This window comes from Enterococcus sp. DIV1537a (assembly GCF_051712085.1).
GTDB classification, from domain to species: domain Bacteria; phylum Bacillota; class Bacilli; order Lactobacillales; family Enterococcaceae; genus Enterococcus; species Enterococcus faecalis.
This window is the reverse complement of record NZ_JBIOOE010000001.1, coordinates 1,877,850-1,898,000: the sequence shown is the minus strand read 5'-3', so window position 1 is coordinate 1,898,000 and position 20,151 is coordinate 1,877,850. Positions and strand designations below refer to the sequence as shown.

Below are 20,151 nucleotides of genomic sequence, written 5' to 3'. Positions count from 1 at the left end.
AGAAAGTGAGGCCTAAATCGCTGCAACTTAGGCCTCACTTTCTAAATTTTAAAAGAACCTACTGAATAAAAGCAGTTTCTTCTTATTTCTTGGAGCTAAAAACTTTGGTTTCAACATTTGGTAGGACTATGCCCAATCGCCATTTCTAAAAACTGGAACAATCGTCCCGTCTTCCTTAATGCCGTCAATATTCATTTTGTCAGATCCTACCATAAAGTCCACATGTGTTTGGCTACGATTTAAACCAGCTTCAGCTAATTCTTCTTCGCTCATCTCCGTGCCGCCTTGTAAGTTGAAGGCATAGGCCGAACCAAAGGCTAAATGATTAGAGGCGTTTTCATCGAACAATGTATTATAAAAAATCAAACCGGATTGTGAAATTGGTGAAGGGTCAGGTACTAAAGCAACTTCCCCTAGGTGTTTGGCACCTTCATCAATAGCTAAGAGATTTTTCAATGCTTCTTCGCCTTGTTCAGCTGAGAAGTCAACAACTTTTCCATCTTTAAATGTAAATTTCATTCCCGAAATGATTGTGCCAGCATAACTTAGTGGTTTTGTACTAGAAACATAACCATCAACGCGGCGACTATCTGGGGCGGTGAAAACTTCTTCTGTTGGCATATTAGCCATGAATTCTTCCCCACGCGCGTTATAACTACCAGCGCCTTCCCATAAATGGTTTTTAGGCAAACCAATCGTTAAATCTGTCCCAGGAGCTGTGTAGTGTAAAGCAGTAAATTGTTGTTCGTTTAATTCAGCCGCTTTTTCTTGTAATTTTTTATCATGGATATCCCAAGCAATGACTGGGTTTTCTTCATAAATTCGTGTTGTTTTGAAAATTTCATTCCAAAGTGCATCAACTTGTTCTTCACTTGTTGCTAATTCTGGAAAGACTTTAGCTGCCCAGCCTTCACTAGCAGCAGCTACAACAGTCCAACTTACTTTGTTGGCTTGCGTTGCTTTTCGTAGGTTGACCAATGCTTTCCCATTAGCCGCTTGGAAAGCTGCTACACGTTGTGCATCCACGCCAGCTAATGCATCAGGATTAGAAGAAACCACGCTAATTCGGCTTGCGCCTTTGGCAATCCAATCATCGGTTTGATCAATTTTATATTGAGGAACATTTTCAATACGATCAGTTGCAGCATGAGCTAAAAATTCACGTTGAATGGTTTCGTCGCTCCATTGAACAATTACTTCGGCCGCGCCTAAGCGATAAGCTTCTTCCGTAATTAAGCGGGCAAGGGGCGCTTGATTGACACTGATTTGTAAAACAACCGTATGATTGTCCTGAACATTGACACCCGTTTCAGCAATTAAACGTGCATATTTCTTTAGATTTTCATTAAAATTCTCTAAGGTCATTCGTGATTCCTCCTTCAATTTGATGGGTAATGACTGCTCATATCATAACACGGAAGAGCGGGGAACTCAACGAAATAAAGCCTTTATCAACTGTTATTTTAAGTTGGGGTAAAAGTTGTCGTGCTCCCGCTCAGTGAACTTTTGTACAAAGAGTTGTTCTAATTTTGCATAATAGAAAAATCGTGTTACAATAACCATAAGCATTTATTTGGAAGCGTTGTATATGAATGAATAAAGGGGATAGGGAATTATGGCAAGAAAAAAAACCATTACGAAAGAGCAGATTTTAACAGCTGCCTATGAAGTAGTCGCCACTGAAGGATTTTCGAAGTTCACTGCACGTAATATTGCTAATAAAATGAAATGTTCCACCCAACCGATTTATTTGGAATTTAAAAACATGGATGATTTACGCGATGCTTTATTCCAAAAAATTCATAAATACTTAGCGAAAGAAGTCTTTCCAGTAAAACATACTGGGAATACAATTGTTGATTTGGCTTTAAACTATATTCATTTTGCGACAAGTGAAAGTAAGCTATACCGTGCGCTTTATTTAGAAGAATATGGTGGCGGCAAAAAAATGCAAGAATTCTCTTATCACTATTTTACTGAAGCGGTAAAAGCTGATCCTGAGTATGCTAATTTAAACGATGTTCAAATTGACTCTTTACACATGGGAACATGGGTGGTCGCTACTGGTGTGGCTGCGTTGATGACTTCTGGAATTATCCATCCTTCAGAAGAACAAATCATTCATTTAATGAAAGATAGTATTGAAGCAATTCTTGAACGAGATGAACCAATTGATATTGACCTATAAAAATTAAAAAAAGTGTAACCTCATGCTGATAACTTCTGTGAGGTTACAGCAAAAGACTGTTTCTTAAAAGAACGGTCTTTTTTTGTTAAGTGTATTAATGGTAGATTATTCGCAACCATGCTACAGTAAAGAAGAGAAATAGAAAGGGGCAAAAAACATGAACCGAGTGAAAGATAAGCGTTTATGGCTAAGTATTGTAGGAATTACCGGACTAGGGCTCTTGTCGGGCTTATTTTCAGTAAATGCGAGAGAATATTATCAAGCGTTGAGATTACCAAGTTTTGCTCCGCCAGGCTGGTTATTTGGACCAGTGTGGTTGGTGTTGTATATTTTTATGGGCATTACTTTTTATTTCATCTTAGTTCATCCAAATAAACAACAGAAAAAACGGATGATTACGCTATTTATTTTACAATTTATTGCGAACTTTTTCTGGACATTTTTCTTTTTTTCTTTACAAAATAATTTATTATCTGTGATTGATATCTCATTGTTATGGCTATTATTAATAGTTCAACAGTGGGACTACTTGCGTTATAAATTAATAACGCGTGGCTGGTTGATGATTCCTTATATTCTTTGGGTTACTTTTGCGGCAGCATTAAATTACAGTATTTTATTTTTAAATTAGGAATATCAAAACACCAGAGAAAAATGGGAACTAGCCATTTTTTTCTGGTGTTTTTTTTATTAATGACTTTAGTCAGTCGAAATCTCTAAAGAGATTTCGACAAAAAAACCACGCGTACTGCGCGTGGAGGCCAGAGCTTTAGCGATAAAAACTCCTTTCGATATAATAGATAAAGGCTACCAACCGTTATCAAATCGAAAGGAGTTTTTGAATGTCGAACGACGATAAAAGTTTAGCACATACTCGTTGGAATTGTAAGTATCATCTTGTGTTTACACCAAAATATAGAAGAAAAGTAATCTATGGTCAATTGAGGCGAGATATAGGGAAAATACTAAGGAAATTGTGTGAGATGAAAGAAGTCGAAATCATTGAAGCGCATGCAATGCCCGACCATATCCATATGTTGGTAAGAATTCCGCCGAAGTTGAGTGTATCAGGTTTTATGGGTTTCTTAAAAGGAAGAAGTGCAGTAATCATTCATGAACGTCATGCGAATTTAAAATACAATTATGGAAATCGATCCTTTTGGTCAAAAGGCTATTATGTGAGCACTGTAGGATTGAACCAAAAAACGATAGCTAAGTATATACGAGAACAAGAAGCAGAAGATCGAGTAAGGGATAGTATAAACAAAAGAGAGTATAAAGATCCATTTAGGAAGTAACAACTAGATAAGAATAGAATGGTAGCGGTTGGCAGTCTCTAAAAAAAGCTCCCTTAAAGGGAGCAGCAGGTAGCGAGCCCTTCTAGGGCTATTAAAAAGCCACCCGCTATGCGGGTGGATATTTACTTATTTCAACGTAGTTATTCTGCGGCAGTTGCTAATTTTTTCGCAAATTCTTCTAAACGTTGGATGTCGTCTTCTTCAGCGGCTAAATCAACTTTAACGCTGTCGGCGCCTTTTTTTGCCCCAATTTGAGTAAAGACTGCTTCGAAGTCGTCCACCGATTTACAAAAATCATCATAAAACGTGTCTCCTGAACCACAAACGCCGAAGATTTTTCCTGATAAATCAATCTCTTGTAAGTCTTCATAAAAGTCGACAATTTCATCAGGTAAATCGCCATCGCCATACGTATATGTAGCTACTACACAGATATCGGCCTCTTCAAAATCAGCGGCATCGACTTGCGTACACTCATCAATTTCGACCTCTAATTCTAAATCTTCAAATGCTTCTGCAACAATGTCGGCAATTTCTTCTGTATTCCCAGTCATGCTTGCATACACAATTTTAGCTAACGTCATAAACTTTCTTCCCCCTCATACAATTCTGTCACTTATTATAGCAGATGCGCATTTCTTATAAAAGACTAGCGAGTGCTTTTATTAAGGGACTTTTTGAAAATTGGTGTTTGAACAATCTTTTTTGCAAAAAATGTGATAAAATAATTTGAATGAAACAAGTTTAGGAGAGATAGTATGATTACATTAAAATCACCACGAGAAATTGAAATGATGGATGAATCAGGGGAATTATTAGCGGATGTTCACCGTCATTTACGGACGTTTATTAAACCTGGCATTACAAGCTGGGATATTGAAGTATTTGTGAGAGACTTTATTGAAAGTCATGGTGGCGTGGCGGCTCAAATTGGCTATGAAGGTTACAAATATGCTACTTGTTGTAGTATCAACGACGAAATCTGCCACGGATTTCCTCGTAAAAAAGTATTAAAAGATGGCGACCTAATCAAAGTAGATATGTGTGTCGACTTAAAAGGCGCAATCTCTGATTCATGCTGGTCTTATGTCGTGGGTGAATCAACACCTGAAATTGACCGCTTGATGGAAGTAACCAAAAAAGCGCTATATCTTGGGATTGACCAAGCACAAGTAGGAAATAGAATTGGCGACATTGGTCATGCAATTCAAACGTATGTAGAAGGGGAAGGCTATGGCGTAGTTCGCGACTTTGTAGGTCATGGCATTGGCCCAACTATTCATGAAAGTCCAATGATTCCTCACTATGGTGAAGCAGGTAAAGGACTACGTTTAAAAGAGGGAATGGTTATTACCATTGAGCCAATGGTTAACACAGGAACTTGGCGCATGAAAATGGACCCAAATGGTTGGACTGCTTATACTGAAGATGGCGGTCTAAGTTGTCAATATGAACATTCATTAGCGATTACGAAAGAAGGTCCAAGAATCTTAACGTCACAAGGCGAAGAATTGACTTATTAATAAGGAGAGTGTGTGATGAAGTTTCTCGACAACATCAAAAAGAATCAATCTTTGATGCGTTTTATTGAGACAACGCAAAGTCACATGGTCACAGCCGAAATAGGCAACAGCTCAGTGGTTGTTGCCTATTATTTATTACTCTCGCTGTTTCCATTACTGATTGCGGTGGGCAATGTCTTACCTTATTTAAGAATCGACCCTAATTCTGTGTTGCCTTATATTGCAGAGGCCATTCCGAAAGATGTTTATAAGAACTTAGAACCAGCGATTCGTTCACTATTGACTCAACGTTCAGGGGGGTTGCTTTCTGTTTCCGCTTTAGCAGCATTTTGGAGTGCCAGTCAAAGTATTAATGCACTACAAAACGCGATGAATAAAGCTTTTGGTGTCGAACAAAGGAAAAATTTTATTCTCGTAAGAGTGGTCTCATTTTTAGTTATTTTGTTATTTATGGTAGCGATTGTTGGTGTAGTAGTAATTTTAGGTTTGGGTCAGTACATTATTGAATTACTGCAACCAATTTTCCACTACTCAACATCTGTGATCGATACTTTCCAAGCGTTAAAATGGCCGTTAACGACCGTTGTTTTATTAGTGATTATGTGTTTGATTTATGCGGTCGTTCCTAATCGGAAATTATCGTTACGTTCCATTTTGCCAGGGGCTATTTTTTCGACAGTCGGTTGGATGTTATTATCACAAATTTTTGGTTTGTACGTAAAATATTTTAGTTCTAGAATCGCAAGTTATCAAATCATCGGGAGTTTTATCATCTTAATGTTATGGCTGAATTTTGCTGCCACGATTATTATTTTAGGAGCAATTGTCAACGCTGTTGTCGATGAATACTTATCTGGAGATAAAGAAAAAAAACAACCAAGTTTTGAACAACGCTTGTTTAGATGGTTTAAAAAGAAAAAATAAATGGATTTCTTTAAAAAAGTCTAAACCGTTGCCAGAACACATGTTTCAGCTTGTAAATGCTTCAGTTTACGGTATAATATACCCTGAACGAGAAGAAAGTGGGTTCGACTATGTCACTATTTATTTATGAAGTTTTGATACGTTTATTTATGACATTTATCTTATCTTTGCTATTAACACCACTTGTTAAGCTTCTAGCGTTTCGGATTGGCGCCTATGATGCACCAGGAGAGCGACGAATCAATACCAAAAATATGCCTACAGCAGGAGGACTTGCAATCTACATTGCTTTTGCTAGTTCATGTTTATTGATTTTTCGTTCGATTATCCCACAAGATTATATTTGGCCGATTATTTTGGCTGGTGGAATGGTTGTTTTGACAGGCCTCATTGATGATATTAAAGAGATTACTCCAATGAAAAAAACAATCGGTATTTTGTTAGCAGCATTAGTTATTTATTTTGTTGCTGGAATTCGGATAGATTTTGTGACGTTGCCAGTTGTTGGAATGATTGATTTGCGCTGGTTTAGTTTACCACTAACTTTATTGTGGATTTTAGCGATTACGAATGCAGTAAATTTAATTGATGGTTTGGATGGTTTAGCATCAGGCGTATCCATTATTGGATTAACCACGATTGGTATTACAGGGTATTTTTTCCTACATGCTAAAACGGTCTATATCCCAATTGTTATTTTTATTTTAGTTGCGAGCATTGCGGGATTTTTCCCATACAATTTTTATCCGGCTAAAATATTTCTAGGAGATACCGGGGCGTTATTCCTCGGGTTTATGATTGCAGTAATGTCGTTACAGGGCTTGAAAAATGCTACGTTTATTACGGTAATTACGCCAATGGTGATTTTAGGTGTGCCAATTACGGATACGGTTTATGCAATTATTCGACGGCTATTGAACAAGAAGCCCATTTCCTCAGCAGATAAAATGCATTTACATCACCGCTTGTTATCTTTAGGTTTTACCCATAAAGGGGCGGTCATGACTATTTATGCATTAGCGTTAGTTTTTTCCTTTGTCTCTTTATTGTTCAGCTATTCAAGTACAGTAGCATCAATTTTATTAATTGTCTTTTGTTTAATTGGCTTAGAACTATTCATTGAACTAATCGGTCTAGTTGGCGAAGGGCATCAACCGTTGATGTATTTGTTACGGATTTTAGGGAATCGTGAATATCGTCAGGAGCAAATGAAAAAGCGACTTGGCAAGCATTCTAAGAGAAAGTAAAGAAATCTTTAGGTTGCTTTGCGAGAGCGTAAACCTATGATATAATTCCATTAAACTTAAAAAAGTATATGTGTGAAACATATGCTTTTTTTTAAGACGATGTTTCAGTAGTAAGGAGAAATGAGCATGCAAGAAATGGTAACAATCTCGATTGTCACTTATAATAGTCGTTACATTTTTAATGTACTAGACCAATTAAAAGCCGAACTAGGTACTGATAGTATCTATGATATTCATATCTATGACAATCATTCTGAAACAGCGTATCTTGAAAAATTAACAACATATGAACCATTTATTACTATCCATCGCGCTGAAGAAAATCAAGGGTTTGGTCATGGTCATAATCAAGTGTTATTCAATGCTTCGACAAAGTATGCAATTATTTTTAATCCCGATGTGTTGGTTACTAAAGACGTGCTTGATCGTTTATTAGACCGTATCAAAATAGATAAGAACATTGCAGTCGTTAGCCCTAAAGTGTTAAATGAAGATGGCACGACGCAATATTTAGTTCGTCAAAAATTAGATGTCTTCGATTATATGTTACGTTTTATTCCCTTTCAATTTGTAAAGAAAATTTTTGATAAACGTTTGAGTATTTATGAATGTCGCGATTTGTCGGATACAGAAACAACGGATATTAAAATGGGCTCAGGCTGTTTTATGTTGATTGATCGTGAAAAATTCGTTGAAATTGGTGGGTTCGATGAACGTTTCTTCATGTACTTTGAAGACAACGATTTATGTTTACGCTTTGGCAAAGCAGGCTATCGGATTCTCTATACGCCTTTTGAAACGGTTGTTCACATGTATGAAAAGGGCGCCCATAAAAGTCGAAAATTGTTTAAAATCTTTATGCAATCAATGGGGAAATTTTTTAACAAATGGGGCTGGAGGTTCTTTTAATGAGTCAAAGATTAGCGGTAGTCATCGTCTTATATCAAATGAAAATGGCTGATACGCCGAATTATTTGTTATTAAAAGAAGTGGTAGACCACCCCCAATTGCACTTATTTATTTATGACAACAGTCCACTTCCTCAAGAAGATGCATTATTTTTACAACCAAATGTTACTTATCGACATAATCCTGATAATCCAGGACTAGCGACCGCTTATAATGAAGCGATTGCTTTTAGTCAAGCGAATCAATGTGAATTATTGTTGCTCCTTGACCAAGACACAGAAGTGCCAGCCTCTTATTTTGATACGTTGATCATCATGCCATTAGATCCGACTGTGGCAGTCTATGTTCCAATTGTAGAAGCAAATGGACAACAAATTTCGCCAGTATATAGTGATCAATACGTTGGGCTTAAAGGAGCAAAGCCAACAGCAGGGATAGCCAACCAACCGTTGATGGCTATCAATTCTGGTACAGTTATTACGGCAGAAACGCTACGCTGGTTGGAAGGATTTTCGGAAGAATTTCCTTTGGACTATTTAGACCATTGGTTCTTTTATCAATTAAATCAAGCCAATAAAAAGATTGAAGTCTTACCAATCCACCTAAAACAAGAATTGTCTGTTTTAGATTATCGTACAATGAGTCCTCAACGTTATCGCTCTATTATTGAAGCAGAAACGTTATTTTATCGTCGATATGATCAAGAAAAGTTTTCCCATCATCGACGCCATTTATTTTTACGCAGTAGTAAGCAATTTTTAACTGTCAAAAATCGCCAAATTTGGCGGCAAACATTGGCAGAATTTCTCAAGTTAATGAAAGGATAATCTATGATCTCAGTTTGTATTGCGACATATAATGGAGAAAAATATCTCGCGGAACAATTAGATAGTATTCTTTTACAAGTCAGTGAAGAAGATGAACTAATTATTTCAGATGATGGTTCTACTGATCATACGTTGGAAATTTTGAGGACGTATGCAGCGAATTATCCCCAAATTCAATTGTTACAAGGTCCAGGGCAAGGAGTGATTGCTAATTTTGCATTTGCGCTTACGCATACGAAAGGCGAAGTAATATTTTTAGCAGATCAAGATGATGTTTGGTTGCCAAATAAAGTAACGACGGTGACAGAATATTTTGAAGCGCACCCTGACATCCAAGTGGTTATTAGTGACTTGAAAATTGTTGATGCGGATTTACAAGTTACCAATCCCTCTTATTTTAAGTTTCGAAAAGTCAAACCAGGGTTTTGGCGAAATGCGATAAAAAGTGGCTATATTGGGGCAGGTATGGCCTTTCGTCAAGAAATGAAAAACGTCATTTTACCCATTCCGCCAGAAGTTCCTATGCATGATATGTGGATTGGCTTATTAGCTGCACGGAAGAAGCAAACGGGTCTCATTAAAGAACCATTAGTGCTTTACCGAAGACATGGAGCGAATGTCAGCCCCATTATTACCAAAACAAGTTTCCAACAAAAATTAAATTGGCGTGTGAATTTATTAAAAGCTTTACATCAGCGTTTAAAGGAACAGCGCTAAACTTTTACAGATTTGTAAAATTTACGTAAAAAACATGACAAACCCTATGCTTAATGCGATAATAGGGAAGGATATTTGGTTTTATAGAAACTAAAAATAGAAGTTATTTAAGGAGATTGTTCATGAAAGGAATTATTTTAGCAGGCGGAAGCGGGACACGCTTATATCCGTTAACAAAAGCAACATCAAAACAATTAATGCCAATTTACGACAAACCAATGATTTATTACCCAATGTCAACGTTAATGTTGGCGGGAATTAATGAAATTTTGATTATCTCTACACCAGAAGATACACCACGTTTTGAAAGCTTATTCGGCGATGGCCATGATTTAGGCATTCATATCGAATACGCGGTGCAAGAAAGCCCAGATGGTTTGGCGCAAGCATTTATTATTGGTGAAGAATTTATTGGTGATGATAGTGTCTGCTTAGTTTTAGGGGACAATATTTATTATGGTGGTGGCTTATCAAAAATGTTGCAACGAGCGGCTTCTAAAGAGTCAGGGGCAACAGTCTTTGGTTACCATGTAAATGATCCAGAGCGTTTCGGCGTGGTAGAATTTGATGAAGAGATGCGGGCGCTTTCTATTGAAGAAAAACCAGCACAACCGAAGTCAAATTACGCAGTGACAGGTTTGTATTTTTACGACAATGAAGTGGTTGAAATTGCGAAGGGGATCAAACCTTCAGAACGTGGGGAATTAGAAATAACAGACGTTAATAAAGTCTACCTTGAAAAAAATAAACTTTCTGTTGAGGTAATGGGCCGTGGCTTTGCTTGGTTAGATACAGGCACACACGAATCCTTATTAGAAGCGTCAACATTTATTGAAACAATTGAAAAACGTCAAAATTTAAAAGTCGCTTGTTTGGAAGAAATTGCTTATCGAATGGGCTATATTACAAAAGAACAATTGGTAGAATTGGCACAACCATTGAAGAAAAATGGCTACGGCCAATACTTGCTACGTTTAGCAGCAGAATAGGAGCGAAGAAACGTGAAAGTTATTGATACAAAATTACAAGATGTCAAAATTATCGAAATGGATGTTTTCGGTGATCATCGTGGCTTTTTTACAGAAAGTTATTCCAAAGCTAAATTTGCAGAACATGGATTAGACTTTGACTTTGTCCAAGATAATCATTCATTATCAACAGAAGCAGGTGTCTTGCGTGGATTGCATTTTCAAAAAGGCGAAGCTGCGCAAACAAAACTAATTCGTGTTGTAACAGGTGCGGTATTAGATGTGATTGTTGATATTCGTAAAGGGAGTCCAACCTATGGCCAATGGGAAGGCTACATTTTATCAGAACATAATCACCGTCAACTTTTAGTACCAAAAGGTTTTGCCCATGGTTTTGTCACTTTGACACCGAACGTGAACTTTATGTACAAGTGTGATAATTACTACAATGCGGCAGCAGACGGCGGTATTGCTTTTAACGATCCAGCGTTAGCTATTGATTGGCCAATTGCGCCAGAAAAAGCGATTACGTCAGAAAAGGATCAAAAACATCCAACCTTAAAAGAATTTGAAGCGGAAAATCCGTTTATCTATGGCGAAATTTAAGAAAAAAGTAGGAGAGTTTCAATTATGAAAAAAATCATCGTAACAGGTGGAGCTGGTTTTATCGGCTCAAATTTTGTTCATTATGTTGTAAAGAATCATCCAGAAGTTCATGTAACTGTATTAGATAAATTAACGTATGCAGGAAATGAAAAAAATCTTGAAGGTCTACCAAGTGATCGCGTGGAATTAGTCGTAGGAGATATCGCTGATGCTGAATTAGTTAATCGTTTAGTCGCTGAAACAGATGCGGTTGTTCACTATGCTGCTGAATCGCATAACGACAACTCATTAAACGACCCATTCCCATTTGTACAAACCAATCTGATTGGGACGTACACATTGATCGAAGCTTGCCGTAAAAACAATGTTCGTTACCACCATGTATCGACTGATGAAGTTTATGGCGATTTACCTTTAAGAGAAGATTTACCAGGACATGGAGAAGGCGAAGGGGAAAAATTCACTGCCGAAACGCCTTACAATCCTTCAAGTCCTTATTCTTCAACAAAAGCAGGATCTGACTTGTTAGTCAAAGCATGGGTTCGTTCTTTTAACTTACAAGCAACAATTTCAAATTGTTCAAATAACTATGGTCCATATCAACATATTGAAAAATTTATTCCCCGTCAAATTACCAATGTCTTAAGTGGCATTACACCAAAACTTTATGGTGCTGGTAAAAATGTTCGTGACTGGATTCATACAAACGACCATTCTTCGGCTGTTTGGGCAATTTTAACAAAAGGTCAAATTGGCGAAACATATTTAATCGGAGCCGATGGTGAAGAAGACAATAAAACAGTGATGGAATTAATTTTAGAATTAATGGGACAACCTGTTGATGCCTATGAGCATGTCAACGATCGTGCAGGACATGACTTACGTTATGCGATTGATTCAACCAGATTACGCGAAGAATTAGGTTGGGAACCAGAATTCACGAATTTCCGTGAAGGCTTGGCAGAAACCATCAAGTGGTATACAGAAAATGAAGACTGGTGGCGTGCAGATAAAGAAGCTGTTGAAGCAAAATATGCACAAAATGGTCAGTAATTTTTTCTGACATGTGAGATAACAGTCGAAAGGCGATGGCAAAGTACAAAAGCTACTTTGCCCTGCCTTTTTTTCAAGAAGGAGCGAAAAAAATGATTTTAATTACTGGTGGAAATGGCCAATTGGGCACAGAATTACGTCACCTATTAGACGAACAAGGAATTGAGTATGTTTCAACGGATTCCACAGAATTAGATATTACTGATGCGGATAGTACGTTGGCAAAAGTGAAAGAAATTCAACCAAGCGTCATTTATCATTGTGCTGCTTATACAGCTGTTGATAAAGCAGAAGACGAAGGCAAGGAATTAGATGAAAAAGTGAATGTAGATGGCACACGTCATGTTGCAGAAGCTGCTAAAGCAGTGGGGGCGACACTTGTTTATGTAAGTACAGATTATATTTTTGATGGAACTAAAAAAGAAGGCGTCTATGCGATTGATGATCAACCGAATCCTTTAAATGAGTATGGTCGGACGAAGTTATTAGGTGAACAAGCGGTACAAGAAATCCTGGACGACTATTATATTATTCGAACATCATGGGTATTTGGTCAATACGGTCATAACTTTGTCTTTACCATGCAAAAATTAGCGGAAACAAGAGACCAACTAACGGTAGTGGACGATCAGTTTGGCCGCCCAACTTGGACAAGAACGTTAGCCGAATTTATGGCATTTGTTATTGCAGAAAAAGCGCCATTTGGTGTTTATCATTTGTCTAATGAAAACAGCTGTAGCTGGTATCAGTTTGCTAAAGAAATTTTAAAAGATACTGAAGTGGAAGTACTGCCAGTGGATTCAACTCAATTTCCACAAAAGGCGCAAAGACCACAATATTCTGTCATGGATTTAAGTAAAACAGAAGCGTTAGGCTTTAAAATTCCTACTTGGCAAGAAGCCTTAGCACAAATGTTAGAAAATGTTCAACAATAAATTGTTTTGTGTAAGTGAGGGGTTTTGTTAGAGAAAAAGTGGAAAGGTGTTTCTCTTTATGAAGGTACTTTTAATCATTCCTGCTTACAATGAGGAAGAAAACATTTTGCGGACGATTGCTTCCATTGAAACATTTAAACAGGAAGTTACGCATTTTCAACATGAATTGGATTATGTGGTAATTAATGATGGCTCGACAGATGGAACCAAACAAATTTTAGAAGTCAACCAAATTAATGCCATTCATTTAGTGTTGAATTTAGGTATTGGCGGGGCGGTACAGACCGGCTATAAATATGCCTTAGAAAATGAGTATGATGTGGCGGTTCAGTTTGATGGTGATGGTCAACATGATATCAATAGTTTACCTATTTTACTGGAACCATTAGCAGAGGGTAAATGTGATTTTTCGATTGGCTCTCGTTTCATTCCTGGAAACGAAGCGGCTTTTCAAAGTACGAAAATGCGCCGTTTTGGTATTCGTTTGTTATCTTTTTGCATTCGAATGGCTTCTGGTAAAACAATTTATGATGTGACTTCTGGTTATCGAGCGGGAAATCGGAAAGTGATTGCTTTTTTTGCAAAGCGTTATCCGACAAATTATCCCGAGCCAGAATCGATTGTTCACTTAATTAAAAAACGCTTTGTGATTGTTGAAAGACCTGTCAATATGATGGAACGGCTTGGTGGTGTTTCTTCGATTCGTGCCTTGGCTTCTGTGAAGTATATGCTGGAAGTCGGCTCAGCAATTCTGATTGCTGCCTTTATGAAGGAGGGAGATTAATGCTACCAACCGTGTTATGGCTAGCTTTATTTTTATTTGCAATTGGCTTTTTCTTATACATTATTCGAGGGATTAATAAAAATATTTTTCTCCTAAAAAATGCTTTGATTTGGTTATTAATCTCAATTGTCTTAATTATTTTTGCTATTTTCCCGCATGTGGCAGAATGGTTAGCAATGGCCTTTGGGTTTGAAACAACATCAAACTTCTTATTATCAGCTGCGGTGATTGTCCTTTTAATCATGGAAATTAAAAATTCTGTGTTGATTTCAAAACACGAAAATCGCATTAAAACATTATTGCAAGAATTATCTATCATGAAATCTGAAGAAAATAAAAAAGATCGCTAATGTGTAGTGACCCTTAAAAGTTGGACCTGAAAGTCTAATTTTTAAGGGTCAGCTCAATGAATAGCGATCTTTTTTATTTAAGATTCATAATCACAATGCCGACAATAATAACCACAGCACCAATAAGGGCATTCGTTGTGATTGTCTCTTTTAGAATAAGATTTGAAGCAATTAAAATAGCGATGTTTGTACAGGCAACGCCTAAAGGAACAATGTAAGAAACATCGGAACGACTAATAATTAACATCCATAAAATAAAACTAATTAAATAACAAAATAAACCTAATAAAGATATAAGTGAGATATTCATTGAAAAAATTGTTTGTTGGAGTTGGATGTTCAAACTGCTAGAACCTAGTTTAAATAAGACCAGACCAGCAGAAGACAGAAATACGTAAATAATAAAAAGAACCATAATTTCCCTTCTCTCAAAAATAGTTTCCGTGCAAAAAAATGCAAGACCTCCATTATTGTAGCATAATCTCCTAAAAATTGGACAAGATTTTTTAATATAGCTAAATCAGTTAAATTTTTCTTTATAAAAAGGGGTCTACTATTGAAAAGCTAGGCGTTTATCGATAAAATAGAAATGTTGTTTAAAATGGCATTTTTGTATCCAAAAATTTTAGATAAAAATAGTTTATTACGGAAGGAATAAGTATATGTTTAAAGAAACATTTTCAATTTTCAAGAATATTTTTCAGAACAAAAAATTGTTATTACAATTTTCATTTAATGATTTTAAGGCCAAGTATGCTGGTTCAGCACTAGGAATTGTCTGGGCGTTTTTAACGCCATTAGTAACTGTTTTGACGTATTGGTTTGTCTTTTCTGTAGGCCTTCGTTCTAGAGCTGGCGACAATATGCCATTCATTGTCTATTTAGTAACAGGGATGGTACCTTGGTTCTTCTTTTCAGATTCGTTATTATCAGCCACGAATGTGTTTCGTGAATATAGTTATTTAGTTAAAAAAGTCGTGTTTAATGTACAAATTTTACCAACATCTAAAATTTTATCGAACTTGTACACCCACTTGTTTTTCATTCTAATTGGTTTTGTAATTACTACAGCTAACGGTTATTACCCAAGTCTGTACAGTTTGCAATTAATTTACTACTTAGCTTGTTTATTAGTCTTTTTAACAGCAATTACGTGGATTACTGCTTCAACACAACCATTTTTACCTGATATTATGCAATTTATCAATATCATTATGCAAACAGTTATGTGGACATTACCAATTTTATGGCAACCAACTGGAATGATTGCGACAATCTTAAAAATCAATCCATTATATTATATTGTTCAAGGATACCGCGAATCTTATTTAGGCGGTGCATGGTTCTGGGAACATTGGCAATATAGCTTATATTTCTGGGGAGTTACTATTGTTTTACTATTAATTGGCTCAACCGTGTTTAGACGCTTAAAACCACATTTTTCAGATGTACTATAAGGAGAGAACGACATGTCAGAATATGCAATCGATATCCAACATATTACCAAAACATACAACATGTATAAAAAGCCGTCCGATCGGTTTAAAGAAGCGCTTAGTCCAACCAAAAAATCCTACCACGATTTGTTTTATGCGTTAGACGATGTCACGATGCAAATTAAAAAAGGCGAGATGATTGGCTTTGTCGGCGAAAATGGTTCTGGAAAATCAACCATGTTAAAAATTATTACAGGAGTATTAACGCCAACCTCCGGGTCCATGGTGATTAATGGGAAAATTTCAGCGTTGCTTGAATTAGGTTCAGGTTTTAACCCTGAATATTCAGGATATGAAAATATTTTCTTAAATGGAATGGTCTTGGGTTTTTCCCGAGAAGAGATGGAAGAGCGTGTCCAAGATGTCATTGATTTTGCTGACATCGGCGATCATTTGTATCAACCAGTTAAGACATACTCTAGTGGTATGTTTGTCCGCTTGGCTTTTGCGGTAGCTATTAACGTGGATCCCGATATTTTAATTGTCGATGAAGCGTTGGCTGTCGGGGATTTAGAGTTTCAATTAAAATGTATGGAAAAATTTACGGAAATTAAAAATTCTGGTAAAACAATTTTATTTGTTTCTCACGATGTAAACTCCATTCGTCGTTTTTGTGACAGAACTTTTTGGTTGCAACACGGGAAAGTCGTTGAATATGGAGATACGATGGACGTGACGACCAACTACGAAAACTTTTTGAAAAAGAAATCAATTAAAACGGTTGACCGCGAAGCGACCATGAAAGATGAAACCCCAACACCAGATATTATTGAAGTGGATCATGCGGAACTTTTAAATGCGGATTATGAACCATTAGAAATGGTAACGCAAGATGAAAAAGTGATTGTAAAAATTGAATATACTGTCAAAAATGACCAAATTAAGAAGCCTGTTTGTGGGGTCGCTATTCGAACAGTGGACAATCATTATGTCTGTGGCTTAAATACGTTGTTAGATGGCGTGCAAATTCCTTGGAAAAAAGGACGGAATGTTTTTTATTTAGAATATGAAAAAATGTCATTATTAACAGGTGAATATTATTTTGATATTGCTTTCTTTGAGGAACATGCAACAGTCCCATTAGTCTACAAAACAAAATACGTGACGATGTTTATTACCGGTCGTTATGCCGGAGAAGGAATTGTCATCTTAGATCATAAATGGAAGGATACGACAAAAGATGAAGTATGATTTTGAAATGGAAACAGACGAGAGTACCAGTGTTGGGAAAATCGTAGCACAAATCAAAGAAAATAGTGATGTCTTGGAATTTGGTCCAGGTAATGGGCGAATGACTAGCTATTTGATGGAAGAAAAAAAGTGCCAGGTCTCAATTGTTGAATTAGACAAAGAACTTTATGATCATGTCAGTCAATTTTCAACAGATGCCTTTTATGGCAATATTGATGAAAATGATTGGGTCGAATACTTTGCTGGTAAGACGTTTGATTATATCGTTTTTGCAGATGTGTTGGAACATTTAATGAATCCTCAAAGCGCCTTAGCAAAAGTCAAACCATTTTTAAAACCAGGTGGTCAAATCTTAATCACTTTCCCTAATTTGGCGCATAATTCGGTCTTAATTGATTTATTTAATAATCGTTTAACATGGAATGAAACTGGGCTGTTGGATGCTACGCATAAATCATTCTATTTACAAGAAGGATTTGAAAAAGTTTTTGCAGAAGTTGGTTTATACATTGCCAAAGAAGATTTTACATTTAATCAAGTTGGCTACAACGAAATTCCTACGACGTATGAAGCGTTACCTGTAGAAGTACAAGCAGCTTTTAAAGCGCGTCCCTTTGGCGAAGTGTATCAGTACTTTTTTGCCTTGACTGCTGAACCAGTAGAACAGCCAGAGCGAGTGACACCAGTAAATTCATACAATGAAAAAAACGTTCATATTTTAATTAATTGCGGCGAAGAAAAAGAGACTGAGTTGGATCAACCAGTTGATTTACAAAAACCTGAAACAAAACGGTTCCAACTAAAGATACCAGAAGACGTCCAACTGATAAAATTATTCCCAAGTTTAACAGGGGCAATTGTCAAATTATCCATGACGATAGACGGGGAGACAGTCCCAGTCGCAGCCACGAATGCTTTTCTGGTACAAGAGGATATCTATTATTTCTTAGATACACAAGTACCTGTAATCGAAGTAACCGAGGCACAAATGGCAGGCAAATACCTGACAGTAGCCATTGATTATTTCTTTGAAGGCAACTATTCAGAACGTGAAAATACCTTTATTCATGCACTGTTAGATGAAAGAAATCAATTTTTAGAAGAAATGAATAAACAGACGGAGACTGCCCCTATGCCTACTGGAAAATATAAACGAATCACGTTAACTAAATTTGATAAAATGATTAATTTAACCATCGATGATATTGCTCGCGATGTAGAAAATAACGTTTCTGTTATCAGAGGGTGGGCGTATGACAAACAAACAAATTATCCGTTAAGATTCAGCATTGCAGAAGCTAGTGAATCAGTCACTTATACCGTGGAAACAGAATATCGTCGTGATGTTATTGATATGTTTGAATTAGAAGGTGATCAAGATTATGGTTTTGTCATTACGATTAAAGATCCAGAAGATTTACCAGCCTACACGTTAAACATTGACACCAAATCAGGTCAGAAGGTTCAATACGTGGTGGAGCGTCCAAACATGGTTCAACCAGGTACGAAATTTGATCGAGCATGGCGTTCGATTCAGACACGTGGTTTGATGGGCTCAGTGAAGTGGTACTTTAAACGACAAGAAAAAGCAGAAGCCCCTGTTGACGTGGAAGCAGTTTTAGCGGAAATTAAAACGTTCCAATTTCAGCCTAAAATTTCTGTCGCTGTGCCTGTTTATAATGTCGAAGAAAAATGGCTTGCAGCGTGCGTTTCTTCTTTACAAAATCAGTACTATGAAAATTGGGAGTTATGTTTAGCAGATGATGCATCGCCAAGCGAACATATTAAGCCAATGCTAGAAAAATATAAAGAACTAGATCAACGAATCAAAGTTATTTATCGCGAAGAAAACGGACATATTTCAGAAGCAACTAACTCAGCTTTGTCGATTGCTACTGGCGATTTTGTTGGTTTCATGGATAACGATGATGAATTAGCGCCACAAGCATTATATGAAGTGGTCAAAGCTTTAAATACAGACCCAATGATTGATTTTCTTTATACTGATGAAGATAAAATTACAGAAAATGGTCGTCGCTTCAACGCGTTTTACAAATCGGACTGGAATCCAGAACTGATTTTAAACCATAATTACATTACACACTTTGTTGTTGTGAAACGTGATTTATTAGAAAAAGTAGGCGGATTGAACTCAGCATATAACGGCGCTCAAGACTATGATTTCGTATTGCGAGCAACGGAACAAGCAACGAAAATCAAGCATATTCCTGGTATGATGTATCATTGGCGTGCCATTGAATCATCGACTGCTCTAAACCCTGAAAGCAAAGGTTACGCCTATGTAGCTGGTCAAAAAGCGGTCCAAGCGGCAATGGAACGCCGTGGCTTAAAAGCACAAGTAGAGATTGCCGAATTTTATGGTTCCTATAAAATTAACTATCTTTATGATCATGTGCCGATGGTATCATTGATTATTACGAATGATACAGAGAATATGAGTAGTTACTTACGTCAATTATTAGAAAAAACTGCCTATACAAATTATGAAATTCTATTGCCTGCACGCTTCGAGAATCAAATAAATATCCAAAATGACCGTCTTCGTTATGTTTCAACAGAAACTCGTCATGGCATGATTCAAGCTGCTAAGGGAGAATATGTGGCTTTATTAAATGCTGGATTGGTACCAACGAAAAATGATTGGTTAAAAGAGTTAATGAACATTGGTCAACAAGAGACCTCTGGTTTAGTGACTGGCCGCGTAGTTGACGCACGCTATCGCGTGGAAACGGTGGGAGTATCAGTTGATACAGACAAAGGTCGATTACTTTATCCCGAAAAAGGCACCCCTGGTAAAAGCTTAGGTTACTATTACAGAATTGCTTTACCAAGAAATATTCAAGCAGCAACTGAAGACTGCTTACTATTCAACAAACAACTTTACCTAAATTTAGAAGGAATTAACGAAAACTTAGGAAAAGAGTGGATGGGTGTCGATTTATCGTTACAATTTGCTAGCGCTGGTAAACGAAATGTATATGTGTCCTATGCAATTTTGAAAGCAGACGAAAAAATGCAAAACCATGATAAAAAAGGATCTTATAAAGAATTTGCGGAAAAATGGACCGTGGAAGCTTTAGTTGATCCCTACCGAAATCCGAAACATCTATAAGG

General features: G+C 36.8%; 21 protein-coding genes. 18 read left to right on the top strand and 3 right to left on the bottom strand.

Going from position 1 to position 20,151, the window contains the following annotated elements; all coding sequences use genetic code 11:
• Positions 1 to 126: 126 nt before the first annotated feature.
• Positions 127 to 1,365: an aminopeptidase gene (locus IGJ41_RS09395; RefSeq protein WP_002389310.1), complete on the bottom strand. Its 1,239-nt coding sequence runs from the start codon at positions 1,363 to 1,365 to the stop codon at positions 127 to 129.
• Positions 1,366 to 1,615: 250 nt separating this feature from the next.
• Here IGJ41_RS09395 and IGJ41_RS09390 point away from each other — a divergent pair, with 250 nt between their 5' ends.
• From IGJ41_RS09390 to tnpA, 3 genes are all read left to right on the top strand, one after another.
• Complete coding sequence (locus IGJ41_RS09390) at positions 1,616 to 2,188, top strand: TetR/AcrR family transcriptional regulator (RefSeq protein ID WP_002356883.1); 573 nt, start codon at positions 1,616 to 1,618, stop codon at positions 2,186 to 2,188.
• Positions 2,189 to 2,345: 157 nt separating this feature from the next.
• Positions 2,346 to 2,819 carry a TspO/MBR family protein gene (locus tag IGJ41_RS09385; protein WP_002356884.1) on the top strand — a complete coding sequence of 158 codons (474 nt, stop codon included), beginning with the start codon at positions 2,346 to 2,348 and terminating at the stop codon, positions 2,817 to 2,819.
• 211 nt (positions 2,820 to 3,030) lie between these two features.
• On the top strand, positions 3,031 to 3,486 hold the full coding sequence (gene tnpA, locus IGJ41_RS09380; RefSeq protein WP_002411089.1) for an IS200/IS605 family transposase: 456 nt from the start codon (positions 3,031 to 3,033) through the stop codon (positions 3,484 to 3,486).
• Positions 3,487 to 3,626: 140 nt separating this feature from the next.
• Here tnpA and IGJ41_RS09375 read toward each other — a convergent pair whose 3' ends face one another.
• Entirely contained in the window at positions 3,627 to 4,070 is a 444-nt protein-coding gene (locus tag IGJ41_RS09375) for a flavodoxin (RefSeq protein ID WP_002356885.1), read from the bottom strand.
• 174 nt (positions 4,071 to 4,244) lie between these two features.
• On the opposite strand from IGJ41_RS09375, the gene map reads away from it, so the two are divergent.
• The 12 genes from map to IGJ41_RS09315 all read left to right on the top strand — a co-directional run bounded on the left by map (position 4,245) and on the right by IGJ41_RS09315 (position 14,329).
• On the top strand, positions 4,245 to 5,009 hold the full coding sequence (gene map, locus IGJ41_RS09370; protein ID WP_002389095.1) for a type I methionyl aminopeptidase: 765 nt from the start codon (positions 4,245 to 4,247) through the stop codon (positions 5,007 to 5,009).
• A gap of 15 nt (positions 5,010 to 5,024) precedes the next feature.
• The gene (locus IGJ41_RS09365) at positions 5,025 to 5,933 is read left to right on the top strand and encodes a YihY/virulence factor BrkB family protein (protein WP_002383768.1); all 909 of its coding nucleotides are present in this window, start codon (positions 5,025 to 5,027) and stop codon (positions 5,931 to 5,933) included.
• Between the two features lie 110 nt (positions 5,934 to 6,043).
• Complete coding sequence (locus tag IGJ41_RS09360) at positions 6,044 to 7,180, top strand: MraY family glycosyltransferase (protein ID WP_002366956.1); 1,137 nt, start codon at positions 6,044 to 6,046, stop codon at positions 7,178 to 7,180.
• Positions 7,181 to 7,300: 120 nt separating this feature from the next.
• The gene (locus IGJ41_RS09355; RefSeq protein ID WP_002359892.1) at positions 7,301 to 8,089 is read left to right on the top strand and encodes a glycosyltransferase family 2 protein; all 789 of its coding nucleotides are present in this window, start codon (positions 7,301 to 7,303) and stop codon (positions 8,087 to 8,089) included.
• On the top strand, positions 8,089 to 8,916 hold the full coding sequence (locus tag IGJ41_RS09350; protein WP_002389137.1) for a glycosyltransferase: 828 nt from the start codon (positions 8,089 to 8,091) through the stop codon (positions 8,914 to 8,916). The genes IGJ41_RS09355 and IGJ41_RS09350 overlap by 1 nt, the downstream gene beginning before the upstream one ends.
• 3 nt (positions 8,917 to 8,919) lie before the next feature.
• Positions 8,920 to 9,633 carry a glycosyltransferase family 2 protein gene (locus IGJ41_RS09345; RefSeq protein WP_002384299.1) on the top strand — a complete coding sequence of 238 codons (714 nt, stop codon included), beginning with the start codon at positions 8,920 to 8,922 and terminating at the stop codon, positions 9,631 to 9,633.
• 122 nt (positions 9,634 to 9,755) lie between these two features.
• Positions 9,756 to 10,622 (top strand): glucose-1-phosphate thymidylyltransferase RfbA, encoded by an 867-nt coding sequence (gene rfbA / locus IGJ41_RS09340; RefSeq protein ID WP_002364387.1) that lies wholly within the window; start codon positions 9,756 to 9,758, stop codon positions 10,620 to 10,622.
• A 12-nt stretch (positions 10,623 to 10,634) separates the two neighbouring features.
• Positions 10,635 to 11,207, top strand: coding sequence for a dTDP-4-dehydrorhamnose 3,5-epimerase (rfbC, locus tag IGJ41_RS09335; RefSeq protein ID WP_002356893.1), 573 nt, complete (start codon positions 10,635 to 10,637; stop codon positions 11,205 to 11,207).
• A gap of 24 nt (positions 11,208 to 11,231) precedes the next feature.
• Entirely contained in the window at positions 11,232 to 12,260 is a 1,029-nt protein-coding gene (rfbB, locus tag IGJ41_RS09330) for a dTDP-glucose 4,6-dehydratase (protein ID WP_002359895.1), read from the top strand.
• 92 nt (positions 12,261 to 12,352) lie between these two features.
• Positions 12,353 to 13,195: a dTDP-4-dehydrorhamnose reductase gene (gene rfbD / locus IGJ41_RS09325; RefSeq protein WP_002356895.1), complete on the top strand. Its 843-nt coding sequence runs from the start codon at positions 12,353 to 12,355 to the stop codon at positions 13,193 to 13,195.
• A 58-nt stretch (positions 13,196 to 13,253) separates the two neighbouring features.
• Positions 13,254 to 13,979, top strand: coding sequence for a glycosyltransferase family 2 protein (locus IGJ41_RS09320; RefSeq protein WP_002359897.1), 726 nt, complete (start codon positions 13,254 to 13,256; stop codon positions 13,977 to 13,979).
• Positions 13,979 to 14,329 carry a DUF2304 domain-containing protein gene (locus IGJ41_RS09315; RefSeq protein ID WP_002356898.1) on the top strand — a complete coding sequence of 117 codons (351 nt, stop codon included), beginning with the start codon at positions 13,979 to 13,981 and terminating at the stop codon, positions 14,327 to 14,329. Before IGJ41_RS09320 ends, IGJ41_RS09315 begins: the two co-directional genes overlap by 1 nt.
• Positions 14,330 to 14,402: 73 nt before the next feature.
• Here the strand turns inward: IGJ41_RS09315 and IGJ41_RS09310 are convergent, their stop codons facing one another.
• Positions 14,403 to 14,744: an EamA family transporter gene (locus IGJ41_RS09310; RefSeq protein ID WP_002356899.1), complete on the bottom strand. Its 342-nt coding sequence runs from the start codon at positions 14,742 to 14,744 to the stop codon at positions 14,403 to 14,405.
• A 247-nt stretch (positions 14,745 to 14,991) separates the two neighbouring features.
• Here IGJ41_RS09310 and IGJ41_RS09305 point away from each other — a divergent pair, with 247 nt between their 5' ends.
• The 3 genes from IGJ41_RS09305 to IGJ41_RS09295 are packed head-to-tail and all read left to right on the top strand — an operon-like array spanning position 14,992 to position 20,149.
• Positions 14,992 to 15,786 (top strand): ABC transporter permease, encoded by a 795-nt coding sequence (locus IGJ41_RS09305; protein WP_002356900.1) that lies wholly within the window; start codon positions 14,992 to 14,994, stop codon positions 15,784 to 15,786.
• A 12-nt stretch (positions 15,787 to 15,798) separates the two neighbouring features.
• Positions 15,799 to 17,016, top strand: a complete 1,218-nt coding sequence (locus IGJ41_RS09300) for an ABC transporter ATP-binding protein (RefSeq protein WP_002356901.1) — start codon at positions 15,799 to 15,801, stop codon at positions 17,014 to 17,016.
• Positions 17,006 to 20,149, top strand: coding sequence for a glycosyltransferase (locus tag IGJ41_RS09295; protein WP_173963952.1), 3,144 nt, complete (start codon positions 17,006 to 17,008; stop codon positions 20,147 to 20,149). The genes IGJ41_RS09300 and IGJ41_RS09295 overlap by 11 nt, the downstream gene beginning before the upstream one ends.
• Positions 20,150 to 20,151: the final 2 nt, after the last annotated feature.